The following is a 12098-nucleotide window of genomic DNA, read 5'->3' on the forward strand; positions in this document are numbered from 1 at the left end:
ATGTGTCTGGCGATGCCCGGCAAGGTCGTGTCCATCGACCATCGCGCCGACCCCAGGACCGGGCTGATCGACTTCGGCGGAGTGCGCAAACAGGCGTGCCTGGAGTATCTGCCCGACGTCCGGGTGGGGGAGTACGTCATCGTCCACGTCGGCTTCGCCCTGCAGCGGCTGGACGAGGAGTCGGCCCGCGCGTCCCTGGAGCTGTTCCAGCAACTTGGGCTGCTGGAGGAGGAGTTCGGAGACGCCTGGGAGCAGGCGGCCCGGCAGGAGAGCGGGAGTGAGACCCGGTGAAGTACATCGACGAGTTCAACGACCCGGACCTGGCGCGCCGGCTGCTGGACGAGATCCGCGCCACGGTCACCCGCCCCTGGGCGCTGATGGAGGTGTGCGGCGGCCAGACCCACTCCATCATCCGCCACGGCATCGACCAACTCCTCCCGGAGGAGGTCGAGTTGATCCACGGACCCGGCTGCCCCGTGTGCGTCACACCGCTCGACGTCATCGACCAGGCCCTGGAGATCGCCGCCCGCCCCGGGGTGATGTTCTGCTCCTTCGGCGACATGCTGCGGGTGCCCGGCACCGACCGGGACCTGTTCCGGGTCAAGGGCGAGGGCGGTGACGTACGCGTGGTGTACTCACCGCTGGACGCGCTCGACCTCGCCCGCAAGCACCCCGACCGGCAGGTCGTGTTCTTCGCCATCGGCTTCGAGACGACCGCCCCCGCCAACGCCATGGCCGTCCACCAGGCCCGCCGTCTGGGCCTGGACAACTTCAGCCTGCTGGTCTCCCACGTCCGGGTCCCACCCGCGATCGCGGCCATCATGACCGCCCCCGAGTGCCGGGTGCAGGGCTTCCTCGCCGCCGGGCACGTGTGCAGCGTGATGGGCACGGCCGAGTACCCGGAGCTGGCCGAGCGGCACCGCGTGCCCGTCGTCGTGACCGGCTTCGAGCCGCTGGACATCCTCGAGGGCATCCGCCGCGCCGTCCACCAGTTGGAGCGCGGCGAGCACCGGGTGGAGAACGCCTACCCGCGCGCCGTGCGCGAGCAGGGCAACCCGGCGGCCCTGCGCATGCTGCGGGAGGTCTTCGAGGTCACCGACCGCAACTGGCGCGGCATCGGCCCCATCCCCGACAGCGGCTGGCGGCTGTCCGAGGCCTACCGGGCCTACGACGCCGAGATCCGCTTCGACGTCACCGGCATCCGCACCGAGGAGCCCGCCGTGTGCCGCGCCGGCGAGGTGCTGCAGGGGCTGATCAAGCCGACCGAGTGCGAAGCCTTCGGCACGGCCTGCACCCCGCGCACCCCGCTCGGCGCCACCATGGTCTCCAACGAGGGCGCCTGCGCGGCCTACCACCTGTACCGCCGGATGACCGACGGTCCCGCACAACAGGGATCGCGCATCCCACGGGAGGAGCTGAACACCGTTGGCTGACCTCGCAACCGAAGCGGCCGTGGACCCCGCGAACTGGACCTGCCCCGCCCCCCTGCGCGACCAGCCGGTCGTCGTCATGGGCCACGGCGGGGGCGGCGCCCTGTCCGCGGAACTGATCGAGCAGATCTTCGCCCCCGCCTACGGCAACCCCACCCTGGCCGCCCTCGCCGACTCGGCCGTCCTCGACCTGGGCGGCGCCCGGCTGGCCTTCTCCACCGACTCCTACGTCGTACGCCCGCTGTTCTTCCCCGGCGGCAGCCTCGGCGACCTCGCCGTCAACGGCACCGTGAACGACCTGGCGATGAGCGGCGCCCGGCCCGCCTACCTGTCCACCGCCTTCGTCCTGGAAGAGGGCGTGGGACTGGACGTCGTCGGCCGGGTCGCCCAGGCCATGGGCGCGGCGGCGAAGGCCGCGGGCGTCACCATCGCCACCGGCGACACCAAGGTCGTGGAGTCCGGGCACGGAGACGGCGTCTACGTCACCACCGCCGGTGTCGGCCTCGTACCGGACGGTGTCGACATCCGCCCGCAGCGCGCCCGGCCGGGCGACGCCGTCATCGTCAGCGGACCCATCGGACTGCACGGCGTGGCCATCATGAGCGTCCGCGAGGGCCTGGAGTTCGGTGTCGAGATCGCCTCCGACACCGCGCCCCTGGCGGACCTCGTGGCGGCCATGCTGGCGGTCACGAAGGACATCCACGTGCTGCGGGATCCGACCCGGGGCGGGCTCGGGGCGTCCCTGAACGAGATCGCCCGCGCCTCCGGCACCGGAGTCCGGCTGCGCGAGCGGGCCGTCCCGGTCCCGGACGAGGTCGCGAACGCCTGCGGCTTCCTCGGCCTGGACCCGCTGTACGTCGCAAACGAGGGCCGGCTCGTCGCCTTCGTGCCCGCGCCGCACGCCGAGGCCGTCCTCGCGGCGATGCGCGCCCACCCGCACGGCGGCGGCGCCGTGCTCGTCGGGGAGTGCGTCGAGGACCACCCGGGCATGGTGGTCATGGCCACCGGCCTCGGTGGCACCCGGGTGGTGGACCTTCCGCTCGGGGAGCAACTGCCCCGCATCTGCTGAGTGGCCACCCGGCCCCGCCCTCAGGTCGGGGCCGGGTCACCCCTCGACGGCCGAGATCTCCAGCTCCCGGCCGTAGCGCAGGTCCTGCGAGGCCCGGTCGCAGGACGGGCACCAGAAGAACGGCGGCATGCCGACGTCGAACTCCGCGGCGCACCCGCCGCACCAGGCCCGCGCGGTCACCTGCTCCACGACCAGCCGGGCCCCGGCCAGCGCCGTGCCCTCGCGCGCCACCTCGAAGGCGAAGTGCAGCGCGTCCGGCACGACACCGGCCAGCTCGCCGACCCGGACGGTCACCGTGGTGACACGGTCCGTCCCGTCGGCGCGGGCGATCTCCTCGGCCTGTTCCACGATCGCGGTCGCGATCGACAACTCGTGCACTGGCGGCTCACGGGTAGCGGCGGTCGGCGCGCAGCCCACCGGTCATCCGGTAGATGCGCAACTCCCGCACGATGCCGGGGAGTTCCTTGACGAACAGGGCCGCGCACAGGGTGCCGACGAGCACGGCCTGCGCCACCAGCAGCTGCCGTCCCGACATCCCCGCCCGCTCTGTCCTGCTTCTCCTGCCCATCTTCATGGCGTCACTTCCTGCTCTGTCATCCCGGTGAGATGTTCGGCATGCCCTGCACCAGGGCGTCGTGGCGTGTGGAGTGGATACCGGTGGAACGGCGCGCGTCGGAGGTGCCGTCCGTGTGGTGTCCGGGCTGATGCTGGTAGGGGCCCTGGTTGCCCTGATGCAGTCCCCGCACGTGGGACGGCGTGTCGGGCTTCGCCTGGGGGCGGCCCACGCGGATGCTGCCCATGTCGGTTCTCCTTCCGGGTCTCACGACCGCTCGGTCAGCTCCTTGAAGAACTGTTCTACGGCCGACCAGACGTATCCGCCACCGGACAGCCCCCGCCACTCGCGGCGGACCAGGGCGATCATCCGGTAGCAGTCGTCGACCGGCACGATCCAGTGCTCGTCGAGGCCGCGCACGGTGTTCACCAGCAGCGCCTCCACGTCGGGTGCCATGGACGCCAGCTGCTCGACCGTGCCGGCCAGCTGTCGCCAGGCCGCCGCGTCCACCTCCCAGCGCATGGCGCCCGCGGGGCTCGGGCCCTGGGCGCTGACCGAGCCGTCCCGGTGCGGCACGAAGAACACCAGCCCCACCGGCACGCCCAGCACCGCGGTGTCCACCGGCGGCAGCCGCAGCCGGCGCCGCGGCACCAGCCGGTACCGGCCCGCCTCCTCGGAGGCGAACAGCACCGAGCACGCCCGGCACACACACCGCAGCTCGGCGGCATCGGTGTCGTAGAGGTGCGGGTGCCCGTCCGCGAGGACGGCGGCGCACAGGTCGCAGCGCTCGGTCCCTGCCGTCGCCGCGCGGTCCGCCGCGGAGCGGATGACCCGGGCCAGTGCCCCGTCCACGGTCACCGCGTCCCTCGGGGCTGTGCGGCGGCCCGGTGGGTGAGTGTGGTCAGCGGTACGAACGCCGGTGCCGCACGGCGCTCTGCCGCCTGTGCCACCTGCTCCACCGCCGTCAGCTCGGGCGCCACGGCCAGCACCGCCGCCCGGACGGCCGTCATCGTGTCCGCGCTCCCGCCGCCGCACCCGGCCCCGCATCCGCCGCCCGTGCTCAGCCGCACCCGGGCCACCCGGCCCTCCACACCGGCCCACTCCAGGTCACCGCCGCGCTCGCGCACCGCCGGCCGCAGCCGTTCCACCGCACGGGCGGCCCGGCGCTCGGGCGGCTCGGGATGGATCGCGTGCAGCACCAGCAGATGGGCGAGCAGCTCGTCCCCGGCGAGCCGCTCCCGCAGGGGTGAGTCCGCGCCGTCCAGGATCCGGGCCAGCGCCTCGCCGTAGACCTCGGTCAGCAGGGACACCGCCTCCAGCGCCGGGCCGGGCGCGGACTCCAGCTCCGCCAGCACCTGGTCGAGCCGGGCGAGCCGTGCCTCCACCGCCGGGTCGGACAGCCGGACGGCGTCAGCCATGGTTCGCCCCGTAGGTGGGCGAGTGCACCGTGGACAGCGTCCTGCCCTTGCCGACGTACATGTGCACACCGCAGGGCAGACACGGGTCGAAGCTGCGCACCGTACGCATGATGTCGACGCCCTTGAAGTCGTCCGGGCCGTTCTCCTCGAAGATCGGCTGGCCCTGCACGGCGTCCTCGTACGGGCCCGGGGTGCCGTAGATGTCGCGCGGGCTGGCGTTCCACGGGGTGGGCGGGTACGGATGGTAGTTGGCGATCTTCTTGTCCCTGATCACCAGATGGTGGGAGAGGACACCGCGCACCGCCTCGTGGAAGCCGCAGCCGATCGACTCGTCCGGCACCTCGAAGTTCTCGAACACCTTGGTGTCGCCGCTGCGCATCATCCCCATGGCCTCCTCCAGGAACTGCAGGGCCATGGCGGCGGCGTAGGCGATGAAGTACGGCCGGGCGCGGTCCCGTTCGAGGGTGTTGCTCCACTTCGGGATCTTCCACTCCAGGGTCGTCTCCGGGAGCTTCTCGCCCTTGGGCAGGGTGATGCGGACGGTGCCGCCGGTCGCCTTGACGTACGGCGTGTCGACCAGGCCGCTCAGCGCGGTCGACCACAGCCGGGCCAGCGGGCCGCCACCGGTGTCCAGGGCGAGGTGCTCGCCGGTGTCCGGGTGGTACCAGCGCGGGCTCATCACCCAGCTGTAGTTGCCGTCGAAGTCCCGCTTCTGCGGCACCGGTACCGTGGTCTGGTTCCACGGGTGGCGCATGTCGACGAGGTTGCCGAGCGGGTCGTGGGTGACGAACGGCTCCTCGTTGACCCAGTCCTCGTAGAACGAGCTGCCCAGCATGATGCGCAGCCCGAGGTTGATGTCGATCAGGTTGTTGGTGACCAGCTTGCCGTCCACGACGACGCCCGGGGTGACGTACATCGCCTTGCCCCACTCGTTCATCGAGGCGTAGCGGTAGTCGACCACGTCCGGGTTCTGGAAGGCGCCCCAGCAGCCCAGCAGGATGCGGCGCTTGCCGACCTCCTCGTAGCCCGGCAGCGCCTCGTAGAAGAAGTCGAAGACGTCGTCGTTCATCGCCACCGCCTTCTTGATGAAGTCGATGACGCGCATCAGGCGGCTGAGGTAGTCGGTGAAGGTGTTCGGCTGCGGCATCGTGCCGACGCCGCCCGGGTACAGCGTGGAGGGGTGCACATGGCGCCCCTCCATCAGGCAGAACATCTCCCGGGTGATCCGGCTGACCTTCAGCGCCTCCTTGTAGACCTCGCCCTCGAAGGGGTTGAAGGCCTGCATGATCTCGGCGATGGTGCGGTAGCCGTGCACGTCCCCGCGCGGCGCGTCCGTGCGCTCGGCACGGGCCAGGAGACCGGGGTTGGTGGCCTTGACCATCGCCTCGCAGAAGTCCACGAAGACCAGGTTGTCCTGGAAGAGCGTGTGGTCGAAGATGTACTCGGCCGCCTCGCCGAGGTTGGTGATGTGCTCGGCCAGCTTCGGCGGCTTGACGCCGTACGCCATCTGCTGGGCGTAGTTGGAGCAGGTGGTGTGGTTGTCGCCGCAGATGCCGCAGATGCGCGAGGTGATGAACCCGGCGTCACGCGGGTCCTTGCCCTTCATGAACACCGAATAGCCACGGAACAGCGACGAGGTGCTGTGGCATTCGACGACTTCCCGGTTGGCGAAGTCGATCTTCGTGTAGATGCCCAGGTTGCCGATGATCCGGGTGATCGGATCCCATGACATGTCGACGAGCTGGGCGGGCTTGCGTTTGCTGGACCGGGAGTCGGTGGTCGTCATCTGCGGTACTGCCCCTCGCTGTTCGGGTCGGGCGAATCGGAGACGGGGTGGGCAAGGACGGCGTCAGGCGCGCCAGTGCGGGTCGTAACCGCTCGTGAGCTTCTGCTTGTTGTGGCGCCACTTGGGCTCGTGGTTGACCATGTCGTTGGTCAGGCCGCGCAGCCGGCGGATGACCGCCCCGTAGGGCCGGATCACCATCGACGACAGCGTGCCGCCCGGCGGTTCGTCCATGAACGGCATGAAGGCGTCGGGGAAGCTGGGCATCGTGCAGCCGATGCAGATGCCGCCGACGTTCGGGCAGCCGCCGATGCCGGCCATCCAGCCGCGCTTGGGCACGTTGCAGTTGACGACCGGACCCCAACATCCCACCTTCACCTGGCACTTGGGGGAGTTGTAGTCCTTGGAGAAGTCGGCCTGCTCGTAGTACGCGGCCCGGTCGCAGCCCTCGTGGACGGTCTTGCCGAACAGCCACTGCGGACGCAGCATGTGGTCCAGCGGCGGCGGGGGAGCGGCACCGGCCGCGTGCTGCAGCACCCAGACCAGGGTCTCCATGAAGTTCTCCGGCTGGATGGGGCAGCCGGGCACGTTGACCACCGGCAGCCCCGAGCGTGCCTTGAACTCCCAGCCCAGGTAGTCCGCGAGGCCCATGCAGCCGGTCGGGTTGCCGGCCATCGCGTGGATGCCGCCGAACGTCGCACAGGTCCCGGCGGCCACCACCGCCCACGCCTTGGGCGCGAGCTGGTCGATCCACGTGTTGAGGGTCTGCGGCTGGCCGGTCTCGGGGTCGTTGCCGAACGACGTCCAGTAGCCGTCGCCCTCGATGATGTTCTGGTTCGGGATCGACCCCTCGATCACGAGGATGAACGGTTCCAGCTCGCCGCGGGCCGCCGCCCGGTACGGGGCCAGGAAGTCCTCGCCGCCCAGACTCGGCGAGAGCACCTTGTTGACGAGGTTCACCTTCGGCAGGCCGGGGATGAGGCCGAGGACCACGTCCTCGATGGACGGTTGCCCGGCCGCGGTCAGCGACACGGTGTCGCCGTCGCAGCTCATGCCCTCCGAGATCCAGAGGATGGTGATCTCGTCGAAGCCGTTCGATGCCTTGGCCTCGGTGGTACCGCTCTGTGTGGTCATGTCTGCGGCCTCCGTCGCAGTCGGTCGTGGGCCTGGCCGGCGGGAGCCGGGGGGCCCTGGGGCGCGAGGGGCTCGACCTCGTCGGGCCGGAAGTAGTGGAAACGGCCGTACCAGCCGTGCAGTTCGGCGGCCGGATCGTCGTCGACCGTGACGGCGAGCCGCACGCTGCCGTCGACGTCGTGGAAGACCGCGGCGACCCGCGCGGTCCGCCCGTCGAGGAACATGTCCTGGGCGTCGGCGCCGCGCAGCGGCGGACGCAGCCGCACCGGGCTTCCGGCACCGACGCACACCCCGTCCACGAGCACGGTGTCGGTCGTCGGGGACAGTCCGTCGTCGCCGCCCTCCTGCCACCAGGCGGGCCGCTGGGCGGCCGGGGCCCCGGGCGCGGGCACCGGGGTCAGGGAGCGGATCGCGCCGTGCAACCGCTCGAACACCTCCCGGGGCATCGAGTCCACCCGGTCGACGATCCGCGCGGCCCGCGGATCGGTGGCGCGGGCCTCCGCCTTCTCCTCGTCCGTCAGCAGCATCGTGCGCAGGGTGAGGATCTCGTCGATCTCCGCCGCGTCGTGCAGATCGCCCGGACTCTCCGGCGCCACCTGCGGCCGGTCCGGGAGGATGATCGGGGCGGAGAGCACGACCGGGCCCGTCGGGCGGTCCTCGGGAGCGCCGCCGAGAACGGGAAACGTGAACGCGTTGCGGCACTGCCGCGCCTGCTCCGCCAGCTCCTTCGGCGGGTCGATCAGGGACACGAACTCCACGCCGTCCCCGCCGACGAGGGTGTGCGTGGCGATGAGCGCCTGCCGCAGTGCCGTGTCGCGGGGGGCGCGCGGGTCCGCCGCTTCGCCGGTGTTCTCGGTGCGCACCCGCAGCCGGTACAGCTGGGGCGCGAGCGGTTCGGCCTCGACCGTGGTGACGGCCCGTACCTCCAGGCGCCGCCGCACCGTCCGGCCCGCGCCGCCCGCCAGCGGCTCGGACTCGGCACCTGCGGCCGCACCCACCGCGGCGGTACGACCGGCGCGCACCAGCTCCGCCAGCGGCAGCACCAGCTCGCTCTCGCGCGGCACCGCCTCCTCGAACGTCAGATGCGTGGCGCCGTCGGCCGTCCGCAACGACTCGACCGGGCGGTACCGGCCCTCGGGGTCGGCCGCCTCGACCTGCTTGTCCTGCACCTGCAGATACCGGACGCGCACGCGTACGACCGCGTCGGCGCGCGCGGCCCGCACCAGGCACTCGGTCCGCTGGTACCAGGAGTCCGCGGAGCCGGAGAGCCCCGGCGCGAGGGGTCCGTCGCGCTCCACCCAGTCGCGGGGCAGGAGCACACCGAACTGCCAGCGGACCCGGTTCTTCGTCGAGGACCGGCGGTACGGGTAGAGCAGGTACCCCTCGTAGAGCACCGCGTCCGCCACGGCACCGACCTGCTCGAAGTCGCCGCGGGACGCACCGCCGTACGCCAGGCCGCCGTCACCGTCCAGCACGGCGGCCTGCGCCGCGCCGCCCGCGCCGGCTCCATCCGACATACCGCCTCCTCGTCACCGGGCCATTGGCACACTCCTTCCACCACCGTCACACCCGTCACGGCACCTCGCTCCTCCGGCGCACCTCGATTGGGCCGGCCAGGGGACACCGAGCCGGTTTCGCGCGCTCCCGGCGCCACCCCCCAGTGCTTCGGAGCACCTCCCGAAGCCGCCCTCCCCGCCCCCGCACGCGTGGGATCGTGGGGCGGGTCCGCGCAAGGCAGGCGAGGGAGAGGAACCGGACATGTTCGACGCCCTGAAGAACCTGAAGGACAAGGACACCCTTCAGAACCTGAAGGACAAGGCAGAGGACATCGCCGAAGCGCACGGGGACAAGATCGCCGAGGGTCTGGAGAAGGCCGGCGACGTCATCGACGACCGGACCGGGGGCAAGCACAGCGACACGATCGACACGGCCGTGGACAAGGCACGGGACCTCGTCGAGAAGCTGGGCGAGAACGGCGCGAAGCACTGACCGCCGCGCCCGGGTCCGTCCAGGCCGCCTGACGCAGCGCCCTGGCCCCGGCGGTGCTCCGGGGAGCGGGAGAGAGCCCGGACCCGGATCCGCTCAGGGCAGGCGCTCCAGGGCGACGAGAGCCGCGTCGTCGTCGAGGTCGCCGCGCACATGGCGCACGAGGTCGCGGCGGAGCGCGGCCACCATCGCCTCCAGGGGCCGCCCGGCGTGCGCGCTCACCTGCGCGGCCAGGTCGTGGAAGCGGCCCCGGCGGTCGCGGGCCTCGATGAACCCGTCGGTGTACAGCACGAGCCGGTCGCCCGGCACGAACGGCACGGTCTGGGCGGCGGGGCGCGCCGCCAGGAGATCGCCCAGGCCGAGCGGTGCACCGGGCTGGTCGGGCTCGTACGACCGCACCTCGCCCGCGTGGACGACGTACGGCTCCGGGTGACCGCAGTGCACGATGCGGACCACGGGCTCACCGGGTGGGAACTCCATCAGCAATGCCGTGGCGAACCGTTCCGTGAACAGGGCGCCGGCGCCCCGGTCGCCCGGGTCCTCGGCATCCGGATCGCCGTCGAGCGCGGCGATGTGCCGGCGCGCCCGCTCGTCGAGCTGCTCCGCCACCTTGGTCAACGACTGCTCCCGGTGCGCCAGATCGCGGAACGCGCCGAGCAGGGTCGCCGAGGCGCCGACGGCCTGAAGCCCCTTGCCCCGTACGTCGCCGATCACGATCCGGGTGCCGTACGGCGTGCGCAGCGCCTCGTAGAAGTCGCCGCCGATCCGTGCCTCCGACTCGGCCGGCAGATACACACCGCTGAGGGCGAGCGGGCCGATCCGCCCGGGGAGGGGGTGCATCAGGGCGCACTGCGCGGTCTCGGCGACGGAGCGGATGCGGTGCAGCTGCCGTTCCCGGCGCTGCCGCAGGGAGCAGGCGGCCAGGGAGGTGAGGCCCACCACGAAGACGCTGACCAGGGCGACGTTCGAGTCCGGGTGTCCCCAGCTGCCCGCCTCCCACTGGAGCAGTGCCGTGACCACGAGCACGCCGAGGGCGAGCACCGCCGTCGCCCGCCACGGCAGCAGCGCGGCGGCCAGCACCGGGACGGCGGCCATGACCGGTGAGACGTGCAGCCAGTCCGGGGTGAGCAGGTCGGTGCCGGCGACGACCAGCACGAGCAGCGCGGGGGCCGCGGCCAAGAGCGCGCGGGGGGCGGTGCGGCGGTCCCGGAGCGCCGCGAGCCGCCGCGTCCGCTTCCGGCGCGCGGGTGCGGCGGTGTGCCCGGCGGTGGGGTCCTGGAGATCGGTGGTGTGAGAGGTCATCGTCTTGGTGAGGGCCGTAGCGGGTCGAGGATCCGGTGGGAGGGGGCGGGCGGTGCGGGCGCGGGCGCCGACAGACAGGTCAGGGCCGATTCCAAGGGGCGCAGGAGGCGCTGGTCCGGGGCGGCCCTCTCCGGGGGATCGCTGCGGGGGGCGCCGAGCCGGGCGAGGGCCTGCCGTGCGGCGGGCAGCGCCGGGTGCGGGCGGCCGCCGCGGCAGGAATAGGCGCACAGGGCGGTCGTCCGCAGCAGGCGGGCGTACGGCTGGGCGAACGCGGAGGCCGGGCGGGAGGTCTCGGCCGCGTCCGGGTGGGTGTCGAGGAGCCGGCCCGTCGTGCTCACCTGCCCGGCCACGTCGCTCAGCGTGCGCAGCACCCGGTGGTCCAGGTGCGAGCGGCGGCGCCGGGCGGTCGGCCGGGGATTCCAGCGCACGCTCTCGTGCGCCTCGTCCATGGCGGCCCGGGCGCGGGTCAGCGCCGTGCCGAGGTCGTCCTCCCAGGCCGGGCCGAGGACCTTCCGCGGCTGTTCGTGCCGTACGACCGCGTCGGCCAGGCCGTCGAGGTGCCGGGCGATCAGCAGCCGCAGCTCCTCCAGCGCCCGCTCGGCGGACCGTACCCGCACGGTGGGAAACAGCAGCATGGTGCACGCCAGCCCGAAGGCGATGCCCACCACGATCTCCGCGAGGTGGGTGGCCAGCTCACCGGGGTGGCGGCCACGGACCAGGGCGAAGGTGATCAGCGCGGTCGTCGGGACGTGCAGGCCGTAGTGACCGAGGAATCCGCGCCGGGCGAGCAGCGCCGCCGCGAAGACCACGACGCCCAGTCCCACCATGCCCGGCTCGGCGTACAGCGCGCCGGGTACGGCGACGAGAACCCCGAGCAGGCATCCGGCGGCGTACCGGGTGGCGGCGGAGACCGTGGCCACCACCGTGGTCTCGACGATGAGGACGGCCGCGATGGCGCCCGCGTAGGGGTCGGTGACGTGCAGCAGCAGCGCGCAGGTCTGCCAGGTCAGCGCGGCCGCCACCGTGGCTCGCGCGGCCTCGGCGCCGCCGGCCCGTCTGATCCGCGCCAGGAGAGCGGTCCATCGTGCGCTGCGCATGTCTCGTTCGTCCCCTCTCACGGCTGATCTCTTCGGTCGAGCAAGACCGCCCAGGATAAACGGACAAATAGGCCAAATGGCAAATAAGGAATTTGTATGAATGGTGGTCGTGTGCGCGCTGCGTAACCTCTTCAATTCTCAACAAGCAGGCCGGTGTTCCGTCCCTGCCTGCCCGAAGCGCTCGCCGGAACGCCGGCCGAGGAGCCCCGACCGTCGCGTTCAGGCCCGTGCGCCCTGAACTTGTCTGGTCAAGTTTGGTCGCGGTTCTTCCGCTCGACAGCGGCGGCCACTACTCATGTCCCGTTCGTTGCGCACAGTCAGGCCGT

14 protein-coding genes are annotated in these 12098 nt (G+C 72.2%); 4 read left to right on the top strand and 10 right to left on the bottom strand.

The genetic code is table 11. The features are described 5' to 3' along the window. The 3 genes from AQI95_RS32445 to hypE are packed head-to-tail and all read left to right on the top strand — an operon-like array spanning position 1 to position 2499. Complete coding sequence (locus AQI95_RS32445) at positions 1–291, top strand: HypC/HybG/HupF family hydrogenase formation chaperone (protein ID WP_067132140.1); 291 nt, start codon at positions 1–3, stop codon at positions 289–291. Beyond that, complete coding sequence (gene hypD, locus AQI95_RS32450) at positions 288–1433, top strand: hydrogenase formation protein HypD (protein ID WP_067132147.1); 1146 nt, start codon at positions 288–290, stop codon at positions 1431–1433. The genes AQI95_RS32445 and hypD overlap by 4 nt, the downstream gene beginning before the upstream one ends. Next, positions 1426–2499, top strand: a complete 1074-nt coding sequence (gene hypE, locus AQI95_RS32455; protein WP_067132150.1) for a hydrogenase expression/formation protein HypE — start codon at positions 1426–1428, stop codon at positions 2497–2499. The genes hypD and hypE overlap by 8 nt, the downstream gene beginning before the upstream one ends. Before the next feature lie 36 nt (positions 2500–2535). Here the strand turns inward: hypE and hypA are convergent, their stop codons facing one another. The 8 genes from hypA to AQI95_RS32490 form a co-directional block, all read right to left on the bottom strand. Next, a complete protein-coding gene (hypA, locus tag AQI95_RS32460; protein WP_067132152.1) occupies positions 2536–2877 on the bottom strand; it encodes a hydrogenase maturation nickel metallochaperone HypA in 342 nt (113 codons plus the stop codon). Between the two features lie 7 nt (positions 2878–2884). After that, positions 2885–3034 carry a hypothetical protein gene (locus AQI95_RS48105; RefSeq protein ID WP_167361976.1) on the bottom strand — a complete coding sequence of 50 codons (150 nt, stop codon included), beginning with the start codon at positions 3032–3034 and terminating at the stop codon, positions 2885–2887. A 58-nt stretch (positions 3035–3092) separates the two neighbouring features. Further along, positions 3093–3299 carry a hypothetical protein gene (locus AQI95_RS32465; RefSeq protein WP_067132155.1) on the bottom strand — a complete coding sequence of 69 codons (207 nt, stop codon included), beginning with the start codon at positions 3297–3299 and terminating at the stop codon, positions 3093–3095. 20 nt (positions 3300–3319) lie between these two features. Then, positions 3320–3910: a DUF5947 family protein gene (locus AQI95_RS32470; RefSeq protein ID WP_067132157.1), complete on the bottom strand. Its 591-nt coding sequence runs from the start codon at positions 3908–3910 to the stop codon at positions 3320–3322. Further along, positions 3907–4470, bottom strand: coding sequence for a NifU family protein (locus tag AQI95_RS32475; protein WP_067132160.1), 564 nt, complete (start codon positions 4468–4470; stop codon positions 3907–3909). Before AQI95_RS32475 ends, AQI95_RS32470 begins: the two co-directional genes overlap by 4 nt. Further along, positions 4463–6256: a nickel-dependent hydrogenase large subunit gene (locus tag AQI95_RS32480; RefSeq protein ID WP_067132162.1), complete on the bottom strand. Its 1794-nt coding sequence runs from the start codon at positions 6254–6256 to the stop codon at positions 4463–4465. The genes AQI95_RS32475 and AQI95_RS32480 overlap by 8 nt, the downstream gene beginning before the upstream one ends. 63 nt (positions 6257–6319) lie before the next feature. After that, positions 6320–7387, bottom strand: a complete 1068-nt coding sequence (locus AQI95_RS32485) for an NADH-quinone oxidoreductase subunit B family protein (protein ID WP_067132165.1) — start codon at positions 7385–7387, stop codon at positions 6320–6322. Then, positions 7384–8904, bottom strand: a complete 1521-nt coding sequence (locus AQI95_RS32490) for a hypothetical protein (protein WP_244188916.1) — start codon at positions 8902–8904, stop codon at positions 7384–7386. Before AQI95_RS32490 ends, AQI95_RS32485 begins: the two co-directional genes overlap by 4 nt. 241 nt (positions 8905–9145) lie before the next feature. On the opposite strand from AQI95_RS32490, the gene AQI95_RS32495 reads away from it, so the two are divergent. Next, positions 9146–9376, top strand: a complete 231-nt coding sequence (locus AQI95_RS32495) for an antitoxin (protein ID WP_067132168.1) — start codon at positions 9146–9148, stop codon at positions 9374–9376. A 93-nt stretch (positions 9377–9469) separates the two neighbouring features. Here the strand turns inward: AQI95_RS32495 and AQI95_RS32500 are convergent, their stop codons facing one another. Together AQI95_RS32500 and AQI95_RS32505 are read right to left on the bottom strand one after the other, a co-directional pair. Beyond that, the gene (locus tag AQI95_RS32500) at positions 9470–10675 is read right to left on the bottom strand and encodes a PP2C family protein-serine/threonine phosphatase (RefSeq protein WP_079071594.1); all 1206 of its coding nucleotides are present in this window, start codon (positions 10673–10675) and stop codon (positions 9470–9472) included. Then, positions 10672–11772, bottom strand: a complete 1101-nt coding sequence (locus AQI95_RS32505) for an FUSC family protein (RefSeq protein ID WP_067132172.1) — start codon at positions 11770–11772, stop codon at positions 10672–10674. The genes AQI95_RS32500 and AQI95_RS32505 overlap by 4 nt, the downstream gene beginning before the upstream one ends. Between the last annotated feature and the right edge of the window lie 326 nt (positions 11773–12098).

This window comes from Streptomyces yokosukanensis (assembly GCF_001514035.1).
Taxonomy (GTDB): Bacteria; Actinomycetota; Actinomycetes; order Streptomycetales; family Streptomycetaceae; genus Streptomyces; species Streptomyces yokosukanensis.